Raw genomic sequence first — 26,651 nt, 5'->3', positions numbered from 1 at the left:
GAAGATTGCCCTCCAACTCGAAAGGAGGGAATTAGGGTAATATCCCCCTCGGATTTTAATGATCCTCTCTCCAAAAATGAAGAGAAACCCCTACGTCTCAAGAGACGGGGGTTTCTCGACGATCTGAGGACCCTTGACGGGTCCTTTACTATGTAATCCCATATTAATGATTAGGATGTTCTTCAATAATCTTCACCGATTGTATAATTTCCCTGAGAACATCCGATTGCAGCTGTGGATTCAAAAAAAGAGCCTTAATATAAGCTTCGCCCGCTTGAGTGGAAGTATAATGCGGGCTTACATGATTTAATGTGAGCAGAATAATATCCATTTTACATTTCTCGCAAGAGCATTTTAAACTATTAGTCTTAACGTAGTTGTCATCGAACAAATTGCTGACGATAGGTTCCATGACATTCAGAATAGACGATTCCCGAGAAAAATTCATTTAAACACTCCCCGTTAGCAATAAATGCAATATACAACTTCCTCTCTCTCACTTTATCATCACAAGCAAGTTAAAGGAAAGAAAAATCTGTAAAGCTGGACGGGTTTATGTTTCTTTGAACTTCTCGAGACAAGCTTGACAAATACAAGATTTATTTAACTGGTCCTGCGGGAGCCGTTCAAATATTTGCGCTGGAAAGCTTTGCCTTGAACACCAGCAAGCTTCGGGCGGCAGCCCGGCTAGTCTGCCGCAGTTGTTAGTCATACCGCACAAGGGACAGTTCACAGAATTGCCCGTTTCAGAAATTTAACCGCTGCAGCGATATCTGCTTCAGGATTCGTTCCTACTTCCCGTTCAATCGTGAGGTATCCTTCATAACCAATATCTCGGAGTGCCTTCAGATAGGCTGGCCAATCCACACTTCCTTGACCTAAAGCCACTTCCCTGAACGCCTCTCCGGTTTCGACCATCTTGGCAATTCTCTCGTGATCAAGGGGCTCGAATCCAAGAGCACCATAGACTTCACGGGGATCCATCTCTCTTAATCGAATACCGTCTTTGGCATGCGTATGAACGATATAATCTTTAAGCGTGTACACACCCTGAACCGGATCATCACCTGTTACCATAACCATATTCGCCGGATCGAAATTAACCGATACTCCTTTAGAACCGAGCCCCTCCAAAAACTGCTTCAGATGTGCTGCTGTTTCCGGTCCAGTCTCAATTGCGAAGAAGGCGTTCATACTCGTCGCATATTTGCTTAACTCATCGCAAGCGTTATGCATGGCTTCATAGACTTCCCCATTTCGGTCATCCGGTACGATACCGATATGTGTAGTCACGACATTAGTACCCAGCTCGACAGCGAGGTCAAGGATCCGCTTCGATTTCTCGATCTTAAGCGAATTAACCGTTTTATCCTGAAACCCATGGCCCCCAAGGTCTCCAACCAATGCGGTAATATCTAGTCCAATAGAGTTGATATATGATTTCCATTCCTTGCGTGCCGCAGGGGATAAATTCGCCGGATCCATCTCTCCCTCAACCGCATAGATCTGTACCCCGTCGGCACCGACTTCCTTAGCCTTAAGCAACCCCTCGCGGACTCCGACTCGAAAGCTGTCCACAATTACACCGATTTTCCACTGTTTATCCATACTCATTCCCATCACTCCTATCGCTCCTATACTGATATGGCTTCTTCCCATAAGCGTTTGACATTATCGAGCGCGAGCTTCGTTCCGAGCAAGCAGGGCTCCAACCCTTCAAATTCAATGGAAAGGTATCCATCAAACCCGGATTGCTGTACGACTCTAAGCACGGAGCGGATGTCAACGTCCCCGTGCCCGACGATTGCTCCTTTCAAATAATAACCTGCTGATGATCGGAACCAGCCTTCTCCCGGATTTACCGCTTCCGGTCTTCGGTAGAAGTCCTTAATGTGTACGATGGAGGCATAAGGAATGTTATTGCGGACAGCTGCGACCGGATCTTCATCCACGCACAAAAAATTACCGATATCTAACGTCGTTCGGAAGTTCGGACGATTCACTCCATGGATTAACGCTTGAACTCTATCACTTGCCTGAATGAAATAGCCATGGTTCTCTACGCTAGTCGTTATGCCAAACGCAGCTGCATAGTCAGCTATCCTAGTACAAGCCTCGACAAGGCGGGGCAGATCTGCAGAGAATTTCCGAATGGAGGTGTCTTTGGACGAAGCGACATCGTGTCTCATCAGACGTACACCCAACGCCGCAGCAATGTCGACCTCGTGCATAACCCGTCTGATCTCTTGTTCAAATTCCTGCTCATCTAATCCAGCGAAGTTAGCGCCGATCGCATAATTGGAAATGTCCAGTCCTAATGAGAAAGCCTTCTGTTTAATTTCTTCGATTAATTCCGGATTAGCAGTAAGGTCAAATCCGAGCGGCACAATTTCCACGTGCTCTCCACCCATTGCGGCAACATGCTCGATAGCTGTAATAACGTTCATTTCTCCCGTTTTCATAGCTTGCCAGAAGCAGTAGGTGCTTAATCCAATTTTCATAACCGGATTTCCTCCCCTTTGGCCGCTGATTCGTAAATACCGCAAAGTATCCTCATCATCTCTACTCCATCCTCCACCGGGCTAAGCGGCTGCTTGCCCTGCTGGACGCATTCAATAAAATGATTGATTTCATTCTGGAAGGCCGACTCGAAATGAAAGCTTGGGCTGTCGGTTTGCGGATGAACATTCAGAATGGTGTTGTACTTCTCCGTTACTATCACGACTGCCGGATCGACTTCAAACCCGCCTTTATCCCCGAATAACTTAACTGAGCCTTCATCTTGCTTGGCATGGAGAGTGAAGCTGACATCTATCATCAAGGAGGCTCCATTCTCGAAACGAATTAAAGCATTAGCTATGTCTTCAACTGTATTTTTCGATGCATCATAATCCGCTGCCTTATAGAAGGACAGATTACGAATATGCGATCGGTTTCCAACCTTATTATACGTATTTGCACTAATGGTCTTCACTTTCGGCCTGCCCATCAAATACCAGCAGAGGTCGATGACGTGAACGCCGATATCAATAAGCGGCCCGCCCCCTGAACGTTCGATGTCTGCGAACCAGCCTCCAGGATTACCTAAGCGACGGATAGTTGACGCCTTTGCATAATAAATATCGCCGAATTCCCCATTATCGGCAAATTGACGAAGCATCTGAACATTCGAATCATAGCGGCGGACGAACCCTACCTGCAGAATCTTTCCAGATACACGAACGGCTTCCTCAATAAGGAGTGCTTCCTCCACCGTACGGCAGAGCGGTTTCTCGACGAGAACGTTTTTGCCTGCTTGCAGCGCAGCTATACAAAGCTCCGCATGCGTATTGTTCCACGTACAAATACTGATGGCATCGATGTCCGGATCTGCTAGAAGCTCGCGGTATTCGGTGAATGTTTTCTCGGCTCCATATTTCTCCGCAATTTGTTTGGCTCGTTGTTCATTCAAATCACAGATTGCTGCGATAATCGCGCCTGAGTTTTTGGCATACGCCTTCAAATGCCATTCCGAAATAGATCCTGTTCCAATAATACCGATTCGCACTTGGTTCATAGCTGCCATTCGCTCCTTCTACCTCACATTCATTCTTAATTCGTATTATAATAGAATAAAAGGAATGCACCATGAAGAAGCATGCTCTATATTTGTACAATCGTGCTATTACAAGGAGGAGACCATGGACAAATCAGCTGCCCTGCGAGAACCCATGCCTATGCCGGATCCTTCATTTCCCGTGAAGCTTCATCAATGCAGAGCTAACGAAATCGGTTCGACCCTCTTTCCTCATCATTGGCATGAGCATATGGAGTTTATGTACTTTATGTCTGGGACAGCAACCATCGAGTGCGGCTCAACATCGATTCAACCTCAAGTCGGCGATTTGATCGTTGTGAATAGCAATGAGCTTCATTACGGGATCAGCACCTCTTCCGATTTGTTTTATTATGTGATGATCGTCGATATCTCCTTGCTTCATAGCTATTCCGTCGATGCAGTCGAGACGAAGTTTATTACTCCGATTTCGCAGAACCGGATTCTATTCCAGAATCGTATATCCCAAGATGAGAATATCACTGAGTGCATCGTCTCTTTAATTCGGGAAATGCTGGATAGAGAGCTAGGTTATGAGCTCTCCATTAAATCGCATCTCTATCGTCTGCTTTCCCTGCTCGTCAGGAAATACGTAGCAGCGGCTACCGATCTGGATCAGTATCGTTTGAGGCTTCGTGATTTAGAGAGGCTTGCTCCTGTTTTTAGACATATAGACGAGTATTATCCGGAGAAGCTGACAGTACAACAGCTTGCTGATCAGACGGGCCTTAGCCGATTTCATTTCAGCCGTCTTTTCAAGCAATTGACCGATAAATCCTTGGTCGAATACATTAATTTAATTCGGATCAACAAATCGGAGGAGCTGCTGCGGAATACCCGAATGAACATATCCGAAATCGCTTTAGCCACCGGCTTTAACGATATTTATTATTTCAGTCGTACATTTAGAAAATTAAAGAACGTTTCTCCCACGCAGTGGCGGAATTTCTATCCTTAGAAATAGAAAGTGCGGTGGTTGCAGCCATCGCACTTTCTTTATCTCTAGCTAGCTTCAGCAGCTACTTACAGCAGCATTCGGATTTTTGTATACCTATTCGCGTAGCATGAGGCCGCATAAGCATCTGGCTTAACCCGTGGGGCATATAAGTCCATGGCTTCAACTCGGTCGATCATTTCCTGTACATACAGAGCTGTCTTATTCACATCCGGCTTCGTCCCTGCGTCAATATCGATGTACATTTCAAGCATAGCGCCTTGATAAAGATAAGGAACGAGCAATTGCTCCATCCGAGTGACGACAAATGCATTGAAATAACCTGCAATCCTCTGAGAAAAGGAAGTTTCGAGGGTCAGCTTCTCGCGAATGGAGGTTAGCTGTCTCGGTAGGGCTACCTGTCGGTAACAAGCCCAAGCTCCTCTTCCTAAACGGTGAATAACGATTCCCGTCACGAATTGGGTATGTCCTCGGTGAACCTGACTGTCTGTTCCGATGACGAAATGATATACGCATTTGGGATCCTGGTTCATAAACCGGATAATCCGCTCAAGTACCTGGTGAAGCGTCATGTTATTTTCCGTTACGTTCTGAAAGGTTATTTTATCCCATTTCGATATCGTGCTCATCATGGTCAGATCCCTCATCTCTGCAATGCATGCTGTCTTCCATACGTTATTGTATGGTGCAGATGAGCAGACTCGAACCATAGTGCTTTATGAAACCTTCCTCACTTACCCAAAGGCAATAGACAGGGATCGGACACTTTGTTAGGTTTATAGGAGACGATGGAAGGTCATTCGGTTATCAAATACTGAGGTGTGATTATGGAAAATAAAGTTCTGGTAATGACAGCGGTTGAGGCGGAAAAAGAAGCCGTATTGCGGGGACTACGGAATGATCGCAGATTCGATGTGGTTATAGCAGGAGTTGGACCTATTGCCGCCGCGGTAAATACAATGGCTGCATTGGCTTCCTCCCGATACGACCTCGTCGTGAGCGCAGGTATCGGCGGCGGTTTCGCGGGAAAGGCGCCCGTCGGCTCTGTCGTTATTGCTAGCGAGGTTATTGTTGCCGATCTTGGCTCACAAACGCCTGGCGGATTTATTGGTATGGACGAGCTTGGATTCGGGACTACCCGTCTTCAGGTCGAGTCCAACATATCCTTGAAGCTCGTAGAAGCTATTCGTACGGCAGGTCTTCAGGTTTATTATGGTCCTATCCTTACCTTGTCAACGACCACCGGTACAGCCGCAACGGCTTCGGAGCTGTCTGAACGAGTACAAGATGCCGGGGCTGAAGCGATGGAAGGTTATGGTGTTGCGGCTGCAGCTTATCGGCATAGCCTGCCTTTCGTTGAAATCCGTACCATCTCGAACGTTATCGGTCCGCGTGATAGAGCTTCTTGGCGGATTGGGGAAGCTCTTGCCGCATTAGAACAAACCAGCATATTTTTACCGGAGGTTACCGTATGAAAATCGCATTCTCACCCTGTCCCAATGATACTTTCGTATTCCACGCTCTCGTGCACGGACTCATTCCAGGAGCCCCTCCATTTGATGTGACCTATGCGGATATCGATATTACTAACACTTTAGCTGCGAGCGTAAGCGAATTGGATATTCTCAAGATTTCCTATGCTGCACTGCCTTGGGTTCTGCCCGAATATAAGCTCTTACCTTGCGGAGGGGCGCTTGGTCGAGGATGTGGACCGCTTGTTCTGACCGCAGGCCACCATTCTATGAAGGAACCAACCCATTCAGATCAACTTGTGACAGAGCTAACCAGTCCAAATCGTCTATCCGGTAAAAAAATAGCTGTGCCAAGTGAAAGGTCAACGGCTTATTTACTCTTCCGATTATGGGCAGCGCAGAATGTTCCCGGGGGTGTAGGTGAAATCGTGGTCATGCCCTTCCATGAAATTATGCCCGCCGTTCGCGATGGTTTGATCGATGCCGGATTAGTGATTCACGAAGCACGATTTACTTATCCTAATTACGGCCTATCCATGATGGTCGATTTGGGCAATTGGTGGGAAATCGATACCGGTTTGCCGATACCTCTTGGCGCAATTATAGCTCGTCGGTCACTTGATCTTCATACGGTAAGTAACTGGATTCGGACATCGGTTGAATATGCTTGGGAGCACCCTGAAATATCGCGTCCATATATCTTGGAGCATGCTCAAGAAATGGATCCAGCGGTTGCACAATCGCACATTGATTTGTACGTGAACGAGTTCACAGCAAATTTGGGGGAAGATGGATACGGAGCGGTTACCACACTATTGCAGCGGGCGATGGATGAGGACTTAATTCCGCGAGTGGACCTAGCTTCCCTGCGATAAAGGCATTCATTGTCGCGTTTTGCGACAATGGCGGGCTTTCGGCGGTTTAGGTTCAGATTTGGACCTCTGCCAAGAAAGTAGACACTCAATAGAAAAAGTTGCTTGGGTGCGTCGGTTGCGTACTGTAGCTGTAGATTCTACGGCTAAAGTTGCTTGGGTGCGTCGGTTGCGTACTGTAGCTGTAGATTCTACGACTAAATTTGCTTGGGTGCGTCGGTTGCGTACTGTAGCTGTAGATTCTACGGCTAAAGTTGCTTGGGTGCGTCGGTTGTGTACTGTAGCTGTAGATTCTACGGCTAAAGTTGTTTGGGTGCGTCGGTTGCGTACTGTAGCTGTAGATTCTACGGCTAAAGTTGCTTGGGTGCGTCGGTTGCGTACTGTAGCTGTAGATTCTACGACTAAATTTGCTTGGGTGGCGGTTTCGTACTGTAGCTGTAGATTCTACGGCTAAAGTTGCTTGGGTGCGTCGGTTGCGTACTAGCTCTAATTCTGAACCTTCAAACTACAGATAATGGTAAATTTGGGGGGAGGACAAGCTCTACACCCAAAAAAAGGCATCAGCGGATGTCCGCTGATGCCTTTTTCAATTTATTAGTTAAAAGATGTCATTAATCAACAAGCCCGTTGCGGGGAAACGCATGTTTGATTGCATCGACGATTGATAAGTTGCATATGGCTGCAGAGCTTGAAGGTTCAACAGGCTGCTAGCCGTCATTTCATTAAACCGATCGGTTTCTTTCTCTAAGCTTTTTGCCAGTCCATTACTAGCAGTTAGCGCCCTGCTCGTTTGCTCGTAATTTTCACTTAGGCTTTTCTTGAATTTGGATTCATCAAGCTTAAGGGTGCCGTCACCATTCTTCTGGATGCCAATCTGATCATAAGAGCTAGAATTAACTGTGTTCTCCAGACTCCTCTTAACCGACGGGCTCATATAATCTCCCGCTTCCTTTAACCGGTCATGCATGGCATTATAATTGAAGATCAGCCGCTTCACCTGATCAACTGCTTTCTTCTCATCAGGCTGAACCTTGATCTCTATAGCATCAGTAGACAAGTATAAAGACGAGGAGCCTTTCATTAACAGATCATTAGCTGATGACTGGACTTTCTGGGCAGCGCTAAGGAAATTTGCAATTCTAGAAGCAGCGCTTTTCGCGACTTGTTCAAAAGGATTCGGTGGTGACTTCAACCACGACCCTGCACCCTGCCGATAAGCGGATTGACCGAACGGAGAGGGCATGTACGAAGGAATGAAAGAAATGGATGAACTCGCGGAAACGGAAGGTACGCTTCTTTTGGTTATTCCTGCGGAATATAACATCCCATAATCACCTCTAATGAGACAAGTATATACACTCTAACCATAGCACATATTTACACAATAATCCATTTTTAAGGATCATTTTACCAATAACTATATGGCAGAGTCAGATTCGCCATCTTTGTGCAATCTAATTGAAATGGATATTCCAAACCAATCTACTTTAGAGATCATTGTAATGCCAAATCATCACTTATTTTGAATGAAGAAATACATTAAAATGGAATAGGGTACTGTTTACGTTAATCAGATGCCCAAGTATGACTAACATGAATGCAGAGGGATGCACAATGTCAGAGGATAATGATTACATGCAAAGTCAGTGGCAGCAATATTACGGGCCCAATCTAGGCTATATTCAAGAACAATACGACATTTTTATGCAAAATCCGGAAGCTGTCAGTCCGCAATACCGCGATTTGTTCGCTCAATTAGGCGCACCTCCTCGCTTAGAATCCACGAATAGGCAGACAAGCGTTGAAGGACAGTCGCAATACAATGCCGGAAAGACTTCAGTGGATACTAATATGCTGAAGAAAGCAATCGCCGCGGGGCAATTAGCTTGGAACATACGTGCATTCGGCCATCTTGCGGCGAACATTGATCCACTCGGTCTTAGCCCTAAAGCCAGCGCCAAAATGATTGAACCGGACACCTATGGCTTAAGCGAGTCAGATCTAGCTCTTCTCCCTCCCGAGTGTATATGGGAGGATGCTCCCTATCCGATGAAGAACGGCGCAGAAGCTCTGGCTAAACTGCGGGAAGTGTATACCGGTTCTATTGCGTTTGAATTCGGTCATGTCCATGACGAACATGAGCGCAGATGGTTGAACGATCGTGCGGAAGTCGTGATCCCTTCCACTGCTTTACTCTCCTCTGAACGTGAAGCTCTGCTTAGAAAATTACTCGAAGCAGAACAATTCGAGGATTTCCTGCAGCGCACTTTTGTCGGACAGAAAAGATTCTCTGCAGAGGGAGTAGAGGCACTGGTTCCTCTTCTGGATGAAATCGTACATGAACTAACGAATGACGGCGCCCGTCACATTGTGATGGGTATGGCTCATCGCGGACGTCTTAATGTACTTGCTCACGTACTCGGTAAGCCTTACGGCAATATTTTCTCAGAGTTTCACCACTCTCCTAATAAAAAGCTTATTCCATCAGAAGGTTCAATCGGCATTAACTACGGATGGACTGGAGATGTGAAATACCATTTGGGTGCGAATCGTTCCATTCAATCCGGTGAAACGGCAGAAACTCGACTAACGCTCGCGAACAACCCAAGCCATCTTGAGTATGTTAATCCGGTCGTAGCGGGCTTTGCTCGCGCAGCCCAAGAGGATCGGACGAAGCCAGGCTATCCTATCCAGAATCTCGATCTCGCTGCTTCCATTATCATGCATGGAGACGCGGCATTCTCGGGAGAAGGAATCGTGGCGGAGACACTTAACTTCAACAACTTGAAGGGTTATACCAATGGCGGAACGGTCCATATTATCGTTAACAATCGCATTGGTTTTACAACCGAAAGCCATGACTCCCGTTCTACCCATTATGCCAGCGACCTGGCCAAAGGATTCGAAATCCCAATTATCCACGTCAATGCCGATGATCCGGAGGCCTGCATCGCCGCGGCCAGAATGGCTAGTGAATATCGCACATTATTCAAGAAGGATTTCTTGATCGACTTAATTGGTTATCGTCGATATGGCCACAATGAAACTGACGACCCAGAAACCACACAACCTCTTATTTACAAAAAAGTGAAGGCTCACTCGCCAGTAAGCCGACTTTACGCAGATAAGCTTATTCATCAGGGTTCGTTATCTGCCGATGCAGCCGACCAAATCAAGCGTGATGTACAGAACAAGCTGAAGTCTGCTTATGATCAGGTTAAAGGGCAGGAGCATAAGGATGCGGTGCATCAGGCGCAGCCGGCTGCCTTCAGCCTCGGGGATTCCGAGGTCGCTACTGCCGTAAGTGCGGATAAACTCCGCAGCATCAATAAAGGCTTATTGAGCTGGCCGAAATCCTTCAATGTTTATAATAAGCTTCAGCGTATACTCGAACGGCGGGCAGACGCATTGAACGATGGCGAGAAGATTGACTGGGGACATGCGGAGACACTCGCTTTCGCTACTATACTTGCAGATGGCAGACCTATTCGGCTTAGCGGCCAAGACGTGGAACGGGCAACATTCGCGCATCGCAATCTTGTGCTTCACGATGTTGTGACTGGCGAAACCTTCTGTCCTCTTCATGAGCTGCCAGAAGCTAAAGCTTCCTTTGCCATCCATAACAGTCCACTGTCAGAAGCTGGTGTTCTGGGCTTAGAATATGGCTATAATGTATATGCACCTGAAACCATGGTTATTTGGGAAGCGCAATACGGCGACTTCGTGAATGCCGCTCAAGTACTGATCGACCAATTCATCTCCGCCGGTAAGTCCAAGTGGACGCAGCGCTCTTCAATGGTTATGCTGCTGCCGCACGGCTATGAAGGTCAAGGACCTGAGCATTCCAGCGCACGAATGGAACGTTTCCTTCAATTATCGGGCGAGGAGAATTGGACTGTCGCTTATTTGACAAGCGCGGCACAATATTTCCACCTCCTTCGCCGACAAGCTGCCATGACAGATACGGAATCCGCTCGGCCGCTTATCGTTATGGCACCTAAGAGCATGATCCGTAATCCACATGTAGCATCACCGGCGTCCTTGCTTAGCGAGGGCTCATTCCAAACCGTGCTTGAACAGCCGGGACTTGGCGGTCAGCATAAACGAGTTGAAAGACTTGTTCTCTGCACAGGCAAGATTGCGGTAGATCTGGCGGAGGAGCTCGACAAATCCGCGGATGCCGATCGCGAATGGTTACACATTGTCCGTGTGGAACAGCTCTACCCATTCCCGCAACAAGAAATCCAAGCGATCATCGACCGCTACCCGAACCTGTCAGAAGTCATCTGGGTTCAAGAGGAACCGAAGAATATGGGGGCATGGAGTTATATAGAGCCTCGTATTCGTGAGCTTGTACCGACTCCGCAAGCAACCGTTGGCTATATTGGACGTCCTAAGCGTTCAAGCCCAGCAAGCGGCTATCAGCAAATTCATACCTTCGAGCAGCAGCATATCGTCTCGCAAACGCTAATCCAAAAAAAGAAATCGGCTGTTAAAGCCGGGAGGTAACTGCAATGTCTGAAATTATAGTACCCGCTATGGGTGAATCCATTACGGAAGGAACCATCTCCAAGTGGATCGTACAAGTAGGCGATACCGTCTCGCAAGGCGATTTGTTACTGGAGCTTGAGACGGATAAAGTGAATTTAGAAATCAGCTCCGATCAAGATGGCGTTATTACGGAGATCCTGTTTCGTGAAGGAGATACCGTCAGAATCGGTCAAGCCGTTGGTACAATCGGAGCAACCGGACAAGCCGCAGCAGCTAAAGCCGCACCAGAACCGAGCAAGGCAGCTCCGCAAAAGGAAAACGCGACAGCCCCAATAGCAGTTCAAGTACAACCTGCGCCTGCAGTGGCTCCTGCAGCTTTAGGTACAGATAACAGCTCTGCTCTAGCTTCTCCGGCAGCTAGAAAGCTTGCTCGGGAAAAAGGAATTGACCTTAATAACATGACGACAAGCGATCCCATCGGAAGAATATATACGAATGATGTCAAAGCAGCCGGTAACGCAGCCGGCGCAGCAACGCAAGCTCCTGCTTCGCAACCGGCATCCAAACCAGCTGCGGACAAACCGTCCTCGGCTAATTCCAACAAACCTGAAGAGCGTAAGCGTATGTCCCGCCGTCGCCTGACGATCGCAAAACGTCTTGTCGAAGCGCAACAAACCGCTGCCATGCTCACAACATTTAACGAAGTGGATATGACTGCTATTCTCGAGGTGCGCAAACGTCGCAAGGACTCCTTCAAGGAGAAACACGATGTTGGTCTCGGCTTTATGTCCTTCTTCACCAAGGCTGTTGTCGGCGCTTTGAAAGCTTTTCCTCTCTTAAATGCAGAGATTAATGGCGAAGACGTCATTATCAAGAAATATTACGATATCGGTATCGCGGTTTCCGCTAAGGAAGGTCTTGTTGTTCCTGTCCTGCGCGAAGCTGACCGACTCGGGTTCGCCGAGATTGAGCGCACGATCGTTCAATTGGCAGGCAAAGCCCGTACGAATACGCTTGAATTGTCCGAGCTTCAAGGCGGAACATTCACCATTACCAATGGCGGCGTCTTCGGCTCCTTGTTATCGACTCCAATCCTAAACGCGCCTCAAGTCGGCATTCTCGGAATGCACAAGATTCAGCTTCGTCCTATCGCTATCGACAAGGATCGTATGGAGAACCGCCCGATGATGTATATTGCTCTTTCTTACGATCACAGAATCGTTGATGGAGCCGAAGCGGTTCAATTCCTTGTCAAAATCAAGGATATGCTCGAGGATCCGGAGACACTATTGCTCGAAGGTTAATCGATAGTTGTCGATGGCAAGTTACTGATTATTCATTTCAAAAAACCCTTTCGCCGCCCGCATCCGGAGATGCACGGAGATGAAAGGGTTTTTCTTAAACCCCGCTTGCTCACCCCCTGTAGTTGCCTGCGCTCCCATAGTAGATTATGCTTAGAAGATTATACATCAAGGGTGGTATGGCATCCTATGAAATTCACTGGCAGGATCACTGCAATAAGCTTAATTTTGTTCTTCCACACCTTGTATATTATTTATTATATTTATAGAGATGGCTACGCTGATATCCTCGATTGGCTTGGTTATCCGGTGTTTTTCATCATTTCCTATTGGGCTGGCTTGCAATATGACAAAGCGAAATTCTATTCGGAGAAGGATGAGCTGACTAACATCTATAACCGCCGTTTTGTTGTGAATACATTCGACAAAATCACTTCATTAGCAGACAGAACGAATAGCAAGTTATTTGTGCTTATGATTGATTGTGATAACTTTAAGAACATCAATGACGTTTATGACCATCAAACAGGAGATCTGATATTGAACTGCATCGGTAAAATCCTTGTTGAGAATACCAGAAAAAGCGATATTGTAGCCCGTTGGGGCGGCGATGAGTTTTTGGTGATCGGACAATACAAAGATGAGCCTGGATTACAAATCGTTCTTCAAAGGCTAGAAAGCGATTTATTAAGTCTTGCCCAGAAAATGCAAATCTCGGTTTCCGTATCGATCGGCTTCGCCATCTATTGGGATGATCACCGTCAATTACCCGAATTAATCAAAATAGCGGATCAAAGAATGTATGACGATAAAACGCAGAAGAAAGATGATGCAGCAAAATTTACAGTTACACTTTAAACTTCAAGCTTCAAACGGATTATGCTGTAAAAAGGCAGTCCCCATGGTCGAAATGACTCAGGGGACTGCCTCTTTTTTGCAAGTATTTCCAAACGCATTAATCGATAATCAATTCCCACAGAGCGGGAACGTTCGGCGGTTCGCAGCCTGTTACCGATGAGGCGGTTTTTCTATCTCTGATTATTAAGTTTATATGGGGGTTAGCTTACACGAGATTTCCTCCCGGTTTTTATCCATTCCTTTGCTTCTAGAGCAGGAATAGGTTTGCTGAACAAGTAGCCTTGGATACAATCGCACCCGTGCTTCTTTAGATACTCCAACTGAGCATAGCTTTCTACGCCTTCCGCCACGACCTTGATCCCCATTGCTTTGGCAAGCTGTATAATAAGTCCCGTTAAGGGTTGGTCTTCCCGGGCTTCTGGAACCTGATCGATGAAGCTCTTGTCGATTTTGAGCGTCGAAATCGGAAGCTTCATTAAGTGAGTGAGTGACGAGAACCCTCTTCCGAAATCATCTAGGGCGATACTTATCCCGACTTCCTTCAGACGGGATAATTTGTCTCCGATTCGGTCTAGTGATTCTATGACCATCGATTCCGTCACCTCCAGCTCAACACAGCTCGGATTAACGCCTGTTTCTTTAAAAATCTCAAGAACCCTTTCCACAAACCGATGCCCCACGAGTTGAACAACCGACACATTAACGGAGACGGTCTGCTCGCTGCCTTCCTTCTCATGGATTGAACGGATGAACTCGCATGCCTTTCGGAGAACCCACTCTCCAATTGGGATGATAAGCTGTGTTTCCTCTGCGATCCGAATGAATTGATCAGGCTGTACTCGTCCAAGCTCAGGACTGTTCCAGCGAATGAGCGCTTCAACCCCTGCAACTTTCCCGCTTTCAAGATTTATTTGAGGCTGGTAATAAAGCTCGAATTCCCCGTTATCAACCGCATTCCTTAGAAGGCGTTCCATATTTGCTCGATGCTGAACAGGAACGCGCAACGAAGGATTATACATCGTAAAGCTGTTCTTCCCTTGCTTCTTTACTTCATATAGGGCAATATCCGCATTGATTAGCAGCTCTTCTAAAGTTCTGCCGTGTGCTGGAAAACGAGCAATTCCAACGCTGACCGTCAAATGCATACGATGCTCCCCAGCCAAATAATGCTTCTCGAACAATTGAAGGAGCTCTTCCCCCCTCTTCTGAAGCCTTTCTGCCGGTTCGCGGCAAACTAATACCCATTCGTCTCCACCCAAGCGGTATAATTGTTCTCCAGACTGAAGGCCTTCAGTTAATCTCTCAGAGATGACACCAATTAAGCGATCACCGAATGCGTGTCCTAACGTATCGTTTATATATTTAAAATCATCCAGATCCACATAAAGCAGGGAGGCATCCTTAAGCATTGTTAGATTCTCGTATAGTGCCAGTCTGTTCGGCAAACCTGTCAGTTGGTCGCGAAACGCAACCTGGCGAAGCTTCTCTCGGTTGTCGTGCAGCTCAATATATTGATTATGCAGCTTCCGCTCAGCGGCGCTCATTCTGCGTGTGACTTTGTAGATTAAAAAAAATAAAAGGAGCGCAGTCATCGCGATATAGAACCAGCCCTTAATGACGCTGAAATACGCAAACTTATCTTTATCTTTGACCAGAGTACTCAACGCATGATCCGAGAACAGAATCCATAACGCTCCGCATATTAAATAAATGAAGGTAATCCGGAAGGAAACCTCGAACGGTCGATACTTATTAAGCTTAGCTCGCTTACGATCTTGACTAGCCATTTTGTCTCGTCTGCCCTCCCTGTATTTGGATGCTGCTCCGGTCCTTTTTCGACCAATAGTTACAAAATTCGCCGAAATATGCGTAAATCCTGCAAACATCAAAATACTATCGTGCAAGTAACACGCCTTCACCGTCCTCAAGATGGCTGTAGACGTTTGTATCGAGCGATCAGATGAGTATAAGTACATAGAAACTTATACTCATCTGATTGTACAAAAAAAAACCGACAAGCCCGTATGAACGGTCACTTGTCGGCGATTTGAGCTTTTCGGAGTTCAAGCGGGGTTCTGCCCGTGATAAACACGAGACCGATTAATGTTGCGCATTAGCGGTATATTCTGACCAATCAACGGGTATCCCATTGATGCTCTGTTCGACTTTTCCATCGGTGCTTTTAACTAGCTCCAATAAATCGCCGTTCAAGGAAGTATACTCGACGCTCAGATCTTCCCCACCGTAAAAGCGTGGAAGCCTCTGTCTCATGGCCTGTGCGAACTGCTGCAAATCGGCGTATCCCCTCTGCTCAGCCTCATCTGTGCTTATGCATTCGATGACGACACCATTCGGTCCACCCGGGCTAGTAACCATGATAAGGTATTCTTGCTCTTCTATCTGATAAGCCTGCTTAAGATACACAGCCATAAATACCTGCCCGCATTGTCCGAACAGCGCATATTGTTCCTGTATCCACTTCCCTTTAGGCAAGCAGCCTCTTAACGCTTCTGATTGTATTGCCGCTTCGGGGTAGAGGGTCAGCACAACATTTTGGTGAAAAAGGACTTCTGTATTCCCGCTCTGATGCCTTAAGTCAGTTGTGTCGTTCCCAACTGCAGGCAGGAAGAAGTAAGCCTGATTCGCAGCTTGGCCTTCTCCTATAGGAAACGATATATCCCACCTATGCTGTTCATTGTCGAATTCATCCGAACGCTCCCACATGCCGCCCACTGCAAAGTTCTCCGTCATGTAAACGTAGCTATGCAACAACTCTCCTGTGTTTCCTGGAGTGCGCGGGATTATACGTTTGATTTCCGACGGTTTAGCGTGATTTAGAGCTTTACTCCTTGCGAAAGTCGGTGCTTCGTAGAATAGGAACCCCACATATTCTGTCCGGGGCATATCCTTGGGCAGCTCAAAGTCTCCGAATTGCACATAATCAAACAAGACATTGCTGTCTCTGGGAATATCGTGAGCTAAGCCTCTTGAATGCGGCCCAACCCATGCGCCTCTGAGATAGTAATCAGACCGAACGGTCCATAGATAGTCCAGTATCTTGGCTGCTTCTATTCTAATACTCTTATCCTCAGTCAACTCCCACGCGCAAGTAAATGCCTGAACCCAGTGCCAGAACCAAGGTAACGCACCATATTCAGACATTCCCTTTGTTGTTACTCGCTCTAACATTTGCTTCAGGCTTTGACGGCCGTCCTCCAGCAATTCCCCATCTTTGAACAACTGTCCGAATACAAGCTTGGACGCCGTATATTTCGCCTCATGATGGCCGAAATGTTCAAGCGGCTTACGAAAGAATTGGCTCCGATAGATATGGCTAAGAGAGTTGTACAGAGTCTTCCGCAAAGCTTCATCGAGGCTTGCAGCATACGTTTTATTGAAGAAAACCATTAGGATACCCATCAGCTCAACAGGCAGAATATTTAGGGGTGCTTCCTTGGGAAACGGCTCTAAGTTAAGGGGCCAATGACCGTATGTAGCGCTTAACGGGTTCTGATCTTGAAGCTCGAGAACGAGATGGAGCACACGCGATGCAACTTGTTTCGCTTCTTCTCGGTTAAAGGGAAGCTGGAGCGACTTGTCCTGAGCGGCCGCGAATAAATACGATGCATAATAGAAATTGTTTCTTATATCATTGTGAAACCAGAGCCCGCTGCTGAGTTTCGGTAACTCAAACGCATAAGTAGCTGCTTGCAGTATGATTTCACGTTTTCTTGCCTCAAACTCTGACATTCTCTTCATCCTCCATATCGCTTAAGTACCCATAGAAAAATAACAAAAAGACAGGAGTAAGCTCAGCGAGCGTTCCTGCCTTCTACCCTGCATTAAACGCCCGTGCGTTTCTTCTGATTGTTCGGCTTCTTGTTAATTTGACTTCTCATCTTCTTCGTTTCAGTTCCCTGAAAGCCTTGTTGCCCGCTTCCTTGTTGCTTGGCTTTCTTCTGCTCCAAAATTCGCTTGATCGCATCGGCTTGGCTTAATTTCTTCGGCTCCTCTGAAGACTCAGCAGCTGGATTATTATGATGTTCACTCATGCTATATCACCTCATATTGGTTAGTTCTACGTGATGGTGTACACGTGATCTTATCCCTCTATTCTACACCATTCTTAGTATGGCTGCCTTCATTCCCTCGGATTCTTTCCATTCGACAGACGAGGCGCCTTTTTCAACTCTTTTATATTAGAAAATAATGAGAATTAACCGTATAATAGATTTATACTTAATCTAATTGAGGTGTACAAATGAAAATCGTGTATATATTACTCCTTAGTTGTCTAATGATGACAGCTTGCAGCAGCAATAAAGCGACGAATTCCGGCACCGGGCAAGCCCAGCAGCAGAAACCCTCACTAAATGTTAACGTCGAAGTAACGGGTAACAAGGCTGAGGTAACCGTGGATACTGACATGTCCATTTCAGAAGCTAACGTGGGACAAGCTCGTAAAGCGGGCGAAGGCCATATTCACATGTATTTGGACAATGGGGAGAAGGTCACTGTAGCTAAAGGAGTCAAAGAATTTCCCGACCTTGCTGCAGGGAGCCATATATTAAGAGTTTCCTTACATAATAACGATCACACTCCTTATGATGTGACAAGAACGGTTGAGTTTGAAATCAAATAAATTTTCATACTAGGAGAATCGTTGTGCTGCGTAAATTAAGCCTGCAAAGTCGTATTCTCATTCTCGTCACCGTTGTAACCTCTATAATGATGTCTGTCATTGTCACATTTGACTCTTACAGTCTTCAAAAGTCCGTTGAAGAAACCTATGTCAGCCAGTTGGACGGAATGACAACTGCGATCAATGGAAGGTATGAAGAATCTCGTGACATTGAAGATGTCCAGCTCATCTTCGATTACATTCAATATAAGAATCCTAATGTTCTAGAGATGACCTTATATGGGTTAAACGAGGTGCTTGCATCCACGGAACGGGAACGCATCGGCGGACCGACGTTGTCCACTATGATGAATGATCTTGAGCTTAACGAGACTATTGTATCTCATCTTCGTAACGACAAGGATGGCATCCCCAAGGTCCGGCTTAACGCTCCTCTAAAGGAGGATGGAGCCACGATTGGTGCGATCGAGCTGCTCCTTAACACCTCGGATAGCAAGGCGTTAATACGAGATCGGATACAGTTCATTATCATCGTCGGCGTTTCGATCACGGTTCTGCTATTAATCACGCTTTGGTTTATTATCCGCAAGATGCTCATCCGCCCGTTGTTGAAAATACGCGAAGCCGCCATAGCCGTCAAAAGAGGATCTGCTTATAAGGAGATCGCCTTAAACTCCGGCCAAGAAATCAATGAGGTTGCCTCCGCCTTCAACGAGATGGTTGGTAACCTAGAGGGCCGTTACCTCGAATTACAGCAAGCTCAGAAGCAGCTAGTGGAGTCTGAGAAAATGGTTGCCTTAGGCAATCTGGTAGCAGGTGTTTCACACGAGATCAATACGCCTATCGGCATTGGAGTAACTGCCGTCTCTTACATGGATGAGAAATCCAAGGAGTTTCAAATCTTGTATCAGGATAATAAGATGAAACGCTCGGATTTAGATGACTATCTCAGAACGATCAGTGAGACTACTGGCATGATTCAGACCAACCTCCTCCGTGCTTCGGAGCTTATAAAAAGCTTTAAGCAGGTTGCTGTCGATCGCTCTCTTGAAACGAAGAGAAGATTCGAGGTTAAGGAATATATTCGGGAAGTGCTGATCAGCCTGCAGCCTAATCTGAAAAAGACCAAACATCAGGTGACGGTTATTGGCGCGGATGGCGTACAGATCAACAGCGACCCAGGTGCAATCTCGCAAATCATTACAAACCTCATCATGAATTCGCTTATTCATGCTTATGACGCAGAAGCCGAAGGTAAGATATCCATTGCGGTTTCACTCCGATACTCCGATTTAATCATCCATTATTTCGATGACGGCAAAGGAATGCCGAAGGACGTCGCCGAGCAAATCTTCAACCCGTTCTTCACCACCAATCGCAGCGGAGGCGGAACCGGTCTAGGGATGCATATCGTGTACAACCTTGTAACCCAATCACTGGGCGGAACGATCAAATGCGAGAGTCAGGTTGGTGAAGGTACCGCCTTTATTATTCAAATACCCATGAATGAGGGATGACCTAATGGATAGAAATCAGCAAAAAGAAGAAGAAGAAGATTTCCTTACATTTGCTGACGAAGAGCAAGTAAACATATTCGAATCAGTCCATGACAAAGAGAAATGGAAAGTGATCATTGTCGATGATGAACCGGAGGTTCACCACCTTACCAGAATGGTCTTAAGCGACTTCGAATTCGATGGAAAACACATCGATTTCATTAGTGCATACACAGAGAAAGAAGCTCTTCGCGTTATCCAAGATAATCCCGATACCGCAATTATTCTACTCGATGTCGTTATGGATCAAGACGATTCCGGACTTCGAATCGTTAAGTACATACGTGAGCAGCTGAAATATTCATCGGTTCGCATTATTTTGCGTACGGGACAGCCTGGACAAGCACCGGAAAAGCTGGTCATCACGAATTACTATATTAACTAATACAAAGAAAAAACGGAGCTGACCACCCAGAAGCTTTTTACGACCATCATGACAGCTCTACGGTCTTATCGGGATATTATGACAATCGAGAACAACAAGCTTGGCTTGGAGAAAATCATTCATTCATCCGCTGATCTGTTCGAGCTCAAGTCCATGAAGAAGTTCGCTTCGGGCGTTCTGACTCAATTGACCTCGATCTTGAATTTGCACAAGAACGCGCTTCATTGTAACAGCTTCGCCGTCTCCAAAGGACGGGAAGAGATCTTTATTCTAGCTGCCACAGGCGACTATTCCCCCGATGAGAACGATAAAATCCAAGATGTCGTTCCTCCTCGTGTGCTTGGAAGCATTGAGAATACGTTCCGAGATAAGAAAGGCGATTTCTTCGACGATTACTTCACTTGTTACTTTCAGAGCAAAACAGGCAGCGAGAACGTGATCTATTTCGAAGGCTCAACAAAGCTGACGGAGTGGAATCGTTATTTAATAGAGATCTACTGCTCCAACGTATCCGTAGCCTTCGAGAATATCTACCTCAACGAGGAAGTAGAAAATTCGCAGAATGAAATTATATTCACCTTGGGAGAAATCGCCGAAACCCGTTCTAAAGAAACAGGGCACCACGTTAAGAGAGTTGCTGAATATTCGAAGCTTCTCGCCCTCAAGTATGGCATACCGGAAGAAGAGGCAGAGATCGTCCGACTTGCTTCATCCATGCATGATGTGGGTAAGGTTGCAATACCGGACGCGATCCTTAACAAGCCAGGCAAGCTCTCTCCCGATGAATTCGATACAATCAAGAATCATACCAATCACGGCTATGCCATGTTAAACCACTCGAACCGCGATATCTTTAAGACTGCGGCTATTATTGCCTATCAGCACCATGAGAAATACAATGGCCAAGGGTATCCGAACGGATTATCAGGGGAAAACATTCATATTTACGGAAGAATCGCTGCACTTGCAGATGTTTTCGATGCGCTTGGCAGTGAAAGGGTCTATAAGAAAGCGTGGTTGCTTGAAGACATATTAGATTACTTTAGACAAGAAAGCGGACAGCATTTCGATCCGGGTTTAGTTACGATCTTCTTCGATAACTTGGATGGCATTCTGCGGATCAGGGATCAATATTCAGACGTGACAGCCTCTATTTGATTGTCATAACAAAAAAACTTGTTCCGTATAATGCAAGGAGCGGATCTGAAGGTTGAACACATTCGGACTCTGAAATTCTTCATGCAGGCTTCATTGTATCTTCATCCTATCTTCATGCACCCCCTCTCCATGGGTGATAAGATCTCTTTATAAATCATTATGAGGTGATTAAATGATGAGTGACAACAAGCTTACGACCAGCTGGGGAGCCCCAGTTGGAGATAACCAAAACTCCATGACTGCCGGTTCGCGCGGACCAACCTTAATCCAGGATGTCCACTTGTTAGAAAAGCTCGCGCATTTCAACAGAGAACGTGTTCCCGAGCGTGTTGTTCATGCTAAGGGCGCCGGAGCGCATGGCTATTTCGAGGTTACGAACGATTTATCGAAATATACAAAGGCCAGCTTCCTTTCCGAGATCGGCAAACGCACGCCGATGTTCATTCGTTTCTCTACCGTTGCCGGCGAACTAGGCTCTGCAGATACGGTGCGTGATCCTCGCGGGTTCGCCGTGAAGTTCTACACCGAGGAAGGAAACTATGATTTGGTCGGTAACAACACCCCTGTCTTCTTCATTCGCGATGCGATTAAATTTCCCGACTTCATTCATACACAGAAGCGTCATCCGCAGACGCACTTGAAAAACCCTAACGCAGTATGGGATTTCTGGTCCCTATCTCCCGAATCCTTGCACCAGGTCACCATTCTCATGTCCGATCGCGGAATCCCGGCAACGTTAAGACATATGCACGGGTTCGGGAGCCATACCTTTAAGTGGGTGAATGAGCAAGGTCAAGCCGTTTGGGTGAAATATCACTTTAAGACCGAGCAAGGCGTCAAGAACCTGGATGTAAACCTAGCAGCTAAGCTTGCAGGTGAGAACCCCGATTACCATACCGAGGATCTGTTTAACGCGATTGACAAAGGTGATTTCCCCGCATGGAGACTGCATGTCCAAATCATGCCGTTGGAGGATGCTGATACGTATCGTTTTGACCCTTTTGATGTGACGAAGGTATGGTCGCAAAAGGATTATCCACTCATCGAAGTCGGCCGCATGGTACTCAATCGGAACCCTGAGAACTACTTCGCGGAGGTTGAACAAGCTACGTTCTCGCCAGGCTCCTTCGTGCCTGGCATCGAAGCTTCGCCGGATAAGATGCTTCAAGGACGCCTATTCGCCTATGCAGATGCCCATCGTTACCGGGTCGGCACTAACCATAATACGTTGCCAATTAACCGCCCAGTCGCAGAGGTCAATAACAATCAGCGCGATGGACAAATGCGTTCAGACGCTAATGGCGGAGCATCCACCTACTACGAGCCGAACAGCTACAGCGGACCAACAGAATCTCCAAAGAACAAGCCGGCTCCTTTCCCAGTAACAGGCTTAGCCGACAGTGCGGGATATGATCATCACGATCATTACACACAGCCGGGCGACTTATACCGTCTGCTCAGTGAAGATGAACGGGCTCGTCTGGTAGATACGATTGTCGGGGCAATGATGCCCGTGGAGAAAGATGAGATTAAGCTTCGTCAAATCGGACATTGGTATAAAGCTGACGCAGAGCTTGGTCAACGTATTGCAGCAGGACTTGGTTTATCCGTTCCTTCCTTGGCTTAACCTCCCCATATCCTTCCTACAACGTAAACAAAGCCCTAGACTTTAATAGTCTAGGGCTTTGTTTGTGTCCATTGGTGCCATACGAAGAATATTTTGGCGGGAAGAACAACAAACTAAACTCTATAAAAAGGTTACGTGATGCGACTATCATTATAGGGAGTGCATAAGAGTTATGGGATCAACAACAATGGAGACGGAGCATAAAATCAAATTGTCGTCAGCTGAAGTTGCAAGCCTTTGGACCATGTACATGAATGATTCATTAGCAATATGCACGATAGGAAATTTTTTGTCACATGTTGAAGATCAACAAATTCATTCCGTTCTAGAATTTGCGTTAAAGCTTTCTCGCTCTCACGTTAACAAACTAAAATCATTGTTCTCGGAAGAACAAATTCCTATACCCGATGGATTTTCGGAAGAAGCAGATGTAAATAAGGAAGCCCCCCGTTTGTTTACGGATAATTTTTACCTTTTCTACATTCAAAATATTGGTAAAATCGGTATGGAGGGATATACATTGGCTTTAGCAGCCTCTGCTCGTTTGGATATTTGTGAATATTTTACCGAAGGCTTGAATGAATCGGCAAGACTGTTTAATAAAGCAACTGAGATCATGTTGTCCAAAGGAACATTTATGAGAGCGCCGCTTATACCGGAAGCAAAGAAAGTGGAGTACGTTCAGAAGCAATCTTACTTAGCCGGTTGGTTTGGCCACCGAAGACCGTTAAATGCAATCGAAATACAAAATGTATTTTTTAATATGATTCAGAATCAGATGGGCAGATCACTACTTATGGGTTTTAGCCAAGTGGCAAAGTCTCCAAAAGTTCGTGATTATATGTTAAGGGGGAGAGATATCGCAGATAAGCATGTGGAAATCTTCGGATCTTTATTAAGTGATGAATTTCTTCCCTCTGCAAGTGCATGGGATACCATAGCAACCGATTCAACGGTTTCTCCATTCTCGGATAAGTTGATGATGATGCATGTTGCAGCAATAAATGGAGCGGGGATTGGGCACTATGGCAGAAGTCTTGGAACAAGTCCTAGACGTGATTTGTCAGCAGTTTACAGTCGTCTTATTGCGGAGATTGGTCCATTTTCAGATGATGGAGCGAATATTATGATCGACAATGGCTGGTTGGAGCAGCCACCTCAAGCAGCGGATCGAAATAAGCTGGCAAATGAAGAGAAATGAGCAAAAGCAACAGTAATTGAATCAGGAGATAGAAAACCCAGCATGGTTATGAAAACCGATGCTGGGCTTTTGCAGTTATTAGTGAACAGCGGCTGCTTTGTTATTGGCCGGCATTTGCGGAGTTCCTGTTGCCGGAACGAACATGCTCAGCATTTTTTGCATATCGGAAGCCTCCAATTGCGGCACTTGGTAATAAGCATTTTTATTTTGGTACATGAAAATTTCATACGCCATCTCAATAAAATGCTGTACTTGAGAAGCCAATACACGACGGACGACAGGATTTGTCACTTCAGCGGCACTCTTCGTCAGAAGCGAAGCATGGGCTTTAATCAAGCCGAGCATATGCCCGCCGATGCCTGCATCACTCACATCGGCCAGCGATTGAATCGGCTTTTTCGGCTGAATTGATTGGATACCATAGATCGGTTGTGTCATTTCTTTAATCATATACGTAGACGTTTCTTGGCTCGGCTTTTGCCCCGTTGTAAAGCACTCTGCTGTCAGGTTGTATTGTGAAAGTATAAAATTGTATTGCCGATCCAGAATATCCAGAAGCTCGTTATCTTGTACGAACTGTCTGGAAATCATGAATTGATCCAATACATTGATCGTACAGGATAACACCTCGTGCATATCAAAAAGCTCATGACCCCCGTGATTCATTTGCTGCACGCCTTGTGTCTGGTTGCCGAATTGTGTTTGCTGCTGCATTCTCGAAGTCTCCTTTTACCTTTAGGGTGAGTTAACTTCCATAATATGAGTGTCATGGGGGAGAAATATGCGTAGCATTTATTGTTTTATTAAATGAAGACAAAAATCTAAATCCGCCTGTAAATGTTCTTGCATTAAACTCTCTGCTTTTTGCCCGTCGTGCGCCCTGATCGCTTGGTATATCTCTTCGTGCTCATCTATAAGAAAGGGGCGCTTGTGGTAAACTACGGTTTTCCTAAACAGATAAATAATGGATTGCATACGATCAATGATTTCAATCATATCAGGGTTGTTGCTGGATTGTACGATGATATCATGAAACTCTTTATTCGCTTTCATTGTTTCTTCTACGGTTCCGTTACGAGCTATGGTGATGCAATCATAGAGGATTTGAAGCGTTTTTTCATTCATATAGGTTGCCGCACATCGAGCTGAGAAACCTTCCAGTAAAATTCGAACCTGGAATATATTCCGCAAATCGGTGTCCGTTGGATTTACGACTCTCTTCTGTTTGATGAGTCCCTCCTGCTCTAATTTGCGGATTGACTCACGGACCGGAGTACGGCTGACTCCCATTTCCTCTGCCAATTTTTCTTCTACCAGCTTGGTTCCCCGAGGAAGCTCTCCGCTTAAAATTTTGTCTCTTATATACTCATAGGATTGCAGATAGGCTAATTGAAACGGCTGCTTGGTCATTCAGGTAAACCTTCCTCTCTTTATTACGAAAAAGCATCTAATTTTAAATTCATAATTCTTTCAAAGTATAAAATGAATAACGAACATTTGAAAGCGTAATTATAATATTTATACACTTTTAAACTTTTTGTATACAATTTTTAATATTTTGTGTACAATAACCTCGAGATGATCACTCAGAAACGCTTGTAGGAGGAATTAATTTGAAACTCGGTTTTATTGGGTTAGGAATTATGGGAAAACCAATGGCACATAATCTGCTCCGAAACGGATATGAAGTAACCGTTTATGATGTGAATGAACAGACGATTGTACAGTTAACCGAATGCGGGGCAACAGCTGCACCGTCACCTAAAGCGGTTGCAAATGTAAGCGATGTCATTATTACCATGTTGCCTAACCAAGAAATTGTAAAAACTGTTCTCTTAGGTGAAAGCGGTGTCATTCATGGCGCAAGAAGAGATGCGATCGTTGTCGATATGAGCTCTATCTCCCCTGTCGTTTCGAAAGAAATCGCAGAGCTTTTGAACGAACAAGGCATGCATATGTTGGATGCCCCTGTCAGCGGCGGAGAACCGAAGGCGATTGACGGGACATTGTCCATTATGGTTGGCGGTAATGAGGATATATTTAATCGAGTTGAATCTGTTCTGGCTTGCATGGGCAAGGATATTACATTGGTCGGCGGCAACGGCTGCGGTTCGACAGCTAAGCTTGCCAATCAAATTATTGTTAATGTCAATATCGCTGCTATGTCCGAGGCTCTTGTATTGGCAGCAAAATCCGGCATTGATATCGATAAGATGTACAAAGCGATTCGGGGCGGACTGGCTGGCAGTGCTGTTCTCGATGCGAAAGTACCCATGATCCTGGAACGCAACTTTCAGGCCGGAGGACGCATTGACATTAACTTGAAAGATTTAACAAACGTTATGGAAACGGCAAATGCCTTTGAAGTGCCTCTGCCATTAACAAGCCAAGTATTGGATATTTTCCAAGTGCTTGTAGGAGAGGGCAAACAGGCGAATGACCATTGCGGGATTGTTCAATATTATGAGAATTTGGCTGATGTTACTGTAGAGAAGAAATAATCAAACCAATCAAAAGGATTTAATTAATGAGGAGGAT

General features: G+C 45.9%; 26 protein-coding genes. 14 read left to right on the top strand and 12 right to left on the bottom strand.

The features are described from left to right. Positions 1-163: 163 nt before the first annotated feature. From ACESLK_RS18240 to ACESLK_RS18220, 5 genes are all read right to left on the bottom strand, one after another. A complete protein-coding gene (locus ACESLK_RS18240) occupies positions 164-448 on the bottom strand; it encodes a late competence development ComFB family protein (RefSeq protein WP_373231123.1) in 285 nt (94 codons plus the stop codon). 105 nt (positions 449-553) lie between these two features. Then, positions 554-733: a cysteine-rich CWC family protein gene (locus ACESLK_RS18235; RefSeq protein ID WP_373231122.1), complete on the bottom strand. Its 180-nt coding sequence runs from the start codon at positions 731-733 to the stop codon at positions 554-556. After that, positions 730-1,614, bottom strand: a complete 885-nt coding sequence (locus ACESLK_RS18230; RefSeq protein WP_373231121.1) for a sugar phosphate isomerase/epimerase family protein — start codon at positions 1,612-1,614, stop codon at positions 730-732. The genes ACESLK_RS18235 and ACESLK_RS18230 overlap by 4 nt, the downstream gene beginning before the upstream one ends. 20 nt (positions 1,615-1,634) lie before the next feature. Then, positions 1,635-2,501 (bottom strand): sugar phosphate isomerase/epimerase family protein, encoded by an 867-nt coding sequence (locus tag ACESLK_RS18225; protein ID WP_373231120.1) that lies wholly within the window; start codon positions 2,499-2,501, stop codon positions 1,635-1,637. Then, positions 2,498-3,556 carry a Gfo/Idh/MocA family protein gene (locus tag ACESLK_RS18220; protein ID WP_373231119.1) on the bottom strand — a complete coding sequence of 353 codons (1,059 nt, stop codon included), beginning with the start codon at positions 3,554-3,556 and terminating at the stop codon, positions 2,498-2,500. Before ACESLK_RS18220 ends, ACESLK_RS18225 begins: the two co-directional genes overlap by 4 nt. 124 nt (positions 3,557-3,680) lie before the next feature. Here ACESLK_RS18220 and ACESLK_RS18215 point away from each other — a divergent pair, with 124 nt between their 5' ends. Continuing rightward, a complete protein-coding gene (locus ACESLK_RS18215; RefSeq protein WP_373231118.1) occupies positions 3,681-4,553 on the top strand; it encodes a helix-turn-helix domain-containing protein in 873 nt (290 codons plus the stop codon). Between the two features lie 65 nt (positions 4,554-4,618). Here the strand turns inward: ACESLK_RS18215 and ACESLK_RS18210 are convergent, their stop codons facing one another. Beyond that, the gene (locus ACESLK_RS18210; RefSeq protein ID WP_373231117.1) at positions 4,619-5,182 is read right to left on the bottom strand and encodes a ribonuclease H-like YkuK family protein; all 564 of its coding nucleotides are present in this window, start codon (positions 5,180-5,182) and stop codon (positions 4,619-4,621) included. Between the two features lie 195 nt (positions 5,183-5,377). Between ACESLK_RS18210 and ACESLK_RS18205 the strand changes: the two genes are divergently transcribed. The 3 genes from ACESLK_RS18205 to ACESLK_RS18195 all read left to right on the top strand — a co-directional run bounded on the left by ACESLK_RS18205 (position 5,378) and on the right by ACESLK_RS18195 (position 7,348). Beyond that, positions 5,378-6,025, top strand: coding sequence for a futalosine hydrolase (locus ACESLK_RS18205; RefSeq protein WP_373231116.1), 648 nt, complete (start codon positions 5,378-5,380; stop codon positions 6,023-6,025). Beyond that, on the top strand, positions 6,022-6,897 hold the full coding sequence (locus ACESLK_RS18200) for a 1,4-dihydroxy-6-naphtoate synthase (RefSeq protein ID WP_373231115.1): 876 nt from the start codon (positions 6,022-6,024) through the stop codon (positions 6,895-6,897). Before ACESLK_RS18205 ends, ACESLK_RS18200 begins: the two co-directional genes overlap by 4 nt. A 106-nt stretch (positions 6,898-7,003) precedes the next feature. Beyond that, positions 7,004-7,348: a hypothetical protein gene (locus ACESLK_RS18195; protein WP_373231114.1), complete on the top strand. Its 345-nt coding sequence runs from the start codon at positions 7,004-7,006 to the stop codon at positions 7,346-7,348. 144 nt (positions 7,349-7,492) lie between these two features. On the opposite strand, the gene fliD is transcribed toward ACESLK_RS18195, so the two are convergent. Next, positions 7,493-8,218, bottom strand: coding sequence for a flagellar filament capping protein FliD (gene fliD / locus ACESLK_RS18190; RefSeq protein WP_373231113.1), 726 nt, complete (start codon positions 8,216-8,218; stop codon positions 7,493-7,495). 290 nt (positions 8,219-8,508) lie between these two features. On the opposite strand from fliD, the gene ACESLK_RS18185 reads away from it, so the two are divergent. The 3 genes from ACESLK_RS18185 to ACESLK_RS18175 all read left to right on the top strand — a co-directional run bounded on the left by ACESLK_RS18185 (position 8,509) and on the right by ACESLK_RS18175 (position 13,544). Further along, complete coding sequence (locus ACESLK_RS18185) at positions 8,509-11,403, top strand: 2-oxoglutarate dehydrogenase E1 component (protein ID WP_373231112.1); 2,895 nt, start codon at positions 8,509-8,511, stop codon at positions 11,401-11,403. 5 nt (positions 11,404-11,408) lie between these two features. Next, complete coding sequence (gene odhB, locus ACESLK_RS18180) at positions 11,409-12,689, top strand: 2-oxoglutarate dehydrogenase complex dihydrolipoyllysine-residue succinyltransferase (RefSeq protein ID WP_373231111.1); 1,281 nt, start codon at positions 11,409-11,411, stop codon at positions 12,687-12,689. Between the two features lie 186 nt (positions 12,690-12,875). Further along, positions 12,876-13,544 carry a GGDEF domain-containing protein gene (locus ACESLK_RS18175; RefSeq protein ID WP_373231110.1) on the top strand — a complete coding sequence of 223 codons (669 nt, stop codon included), beginning with the start codon at positions 12,876-12,878 and terminating at the stop codon, positions 13,542-13,544. A gap of 200 nt (positions 13,545-13,744) precedes the next feature. On the opposite strand, the gene ACESLK_RS18170 is transcribed toward ACESLK_RS18175, so the two are convergent. From ACESLK_RS18170 to ACESLK_RS18160, 3 genes are all read right to left on the bottom strand, one after another. Continuing rightward, positions 13,745-15,331 carry a putative bifunctional diguanylate cyclase/phosphodiesterase gene (locus tag ACESLK_RS18170; protein WP_373231109.1) on the bottom strand — a complete coding sequence of 529 codons (1,587 nt, stop codon included), beginning with the start codon at positions 15,329-15,331 and terminating at the stop codon, positions 13,745-13,747. Between the two features lie 313 nt (positions 15,332-15,644). Further along, a complete protein-coding gene (locus tag ACESLK_RS18165) occupies positions 15,645-17,294 on the bottom strand; it encodes a hypothetical protein (RefSeq protein WP_373231108.1) in 1,650 nt (549 codons plus the stop codon). Positions 17,295-17,386: 92 nt separating this feature from the next. Then, positions 17,387-17,596 carry a hypothetical protein gene (locus ACESLK_RS18160; protein ID WP_373231107.1) on the bottom strand — a complete coding sequence of 70 codons (210 nt, stop codon included), beginning with the start codon at positions 17,594-17,596 and terminating at the stop codon, positions 17,387-17,389. A 209-nt stretch (positions 17,597-17,805) separates the two neighbouring features. On the opposite strand from ACESLK_RS18160, the gene ACESLK_RS18155 reads away from it, so the two are divergent. The 6 genes from ACESLK_RS18155 (at position 17,806) to ACESLK_RS18130 (ending at position 24,113) form a co-directional block, all read left to right on the top strand. Then, entirely contained in the window at positions 17,806-18,186 is a 381-nt protein-coding gene (locus ACESLK_RS18155) for a hypothetical protein (protein WP_373231106.1), read from the top strand. A gap of 23 nt (positions 18,187-18,209) precedes the next feature. Then, positions 18,210-19,703, top strand: coding sequence for a sensor histidine kinase (locus tag ACESLK_RS18150; protein WP_373231105.1), 1,494 nt, complete (start codon positions 18,210-18,212; stop codon positions 19,701-19,703). 4 nt (positions 19,704-19,707) lie between these two features. Continuing rightward, entirely contained in the window at positions 19,708-20,127 is a 420-nt protein-coding gene (locus ACESLK_RS18145) for a response regulator (protein ID WP_373231104.1), read from the top strand. Between the two features lie 48 nt (positions 20,128-20,175). After that, positions 20,176-21,285 carry a DUF3369 domain-containing protein gene (locus ACESLK_RS18140; RefSeq protein ID WP_373231103.1) on the top strand — a complete coding sequence of 370 codons (1,110 nt, stop codon included), beginning with the start codon at positions 20,176-20,178 and terminating at the stop codon, positions 21,283-21,285. A gap of 175 nt (positions 21,286-21,460) precedes the next feature. Then, positions 21,461-22,912 carry a catalase KatA gene (gene katA / locus ACESLK_RS18135; RefSeq protein WP_373231128.1) on the top strand — a complete coding sequence of 484 codons (1,452 nt, stop codon included), beginning with the start codon at positions 21,461-21,463 and terminating at the stop codon, positions 22,910-22,912. 172 nt (positions 22,913-23,084) lie between these two features. After that, positions 23,085-24,113: a DUF3231 family protein gene (locus ACESLK_RS18130; RefSeq protein WP_373231102.1), complete on the top strand. Its 1,029-nt coding sequence runs from the start codon at positions 23,085-23,087 to the stop codon at positions 24,111-24,113. A 78-nt stretch (positions 24,114-24,191) separates the two neighbouring features. Here the strand turns inward: ACESLK_RS18130 and ACESLK_RS18125 are convergent, their stop codons facing one another. Next, positions 24,192-24,827, bottom strand: a complete 636-nt coding sequence (locus ACESLK_RS18125) for a spore coat protein (RefSeq protein WP_373231101.1) — start codon at positions 24,825-24,827, stop codon at positions 24,192-24,194. Positions 24,828-24,905: 78 nt separating this feature from the next. Beyond that, positions 24,906-25,523, bottom strand: coding sequence for a GntR family transcriptional regulator (locus ACESLK_RS18120; RefSeq protein ID WP_373231100.1), 618 nt, complete (start codon positions 25,521-25,523; stop codon positions 24,906-24,908). 197 nt (positions 25,524-25,720) lie between these two features. Between ACESLK_RS18120 and garR the strand changes: the two genes are divergently transcribed. Beyond that, positions 25,721-26,614, top strand: coding sequence for a 2-hydroxy-3-oxopropionate reductase (garR, locus tag ACESLK_RS18115; protein WP_373231127.1), 894 nt, complete (start codon positions 25,721-25,723; stop codon positions 26,612-26,614). Positions 26,615-26,651: the final 37 nt, after the last annotated feature.

Source organism: Cohnella sp., from assembly GCF_041640265.1.
In the GTDB taxonomy this organism is placed as follows: Bacteria; Bacillota; Bacilli; order Paenibacillales; family Paenibacillaceae; genus Cohnella.
Note: the sequence above shows the minus strand (reverse complement) of the source record. Positions and strands in the feature narration are given on the sequence as shown.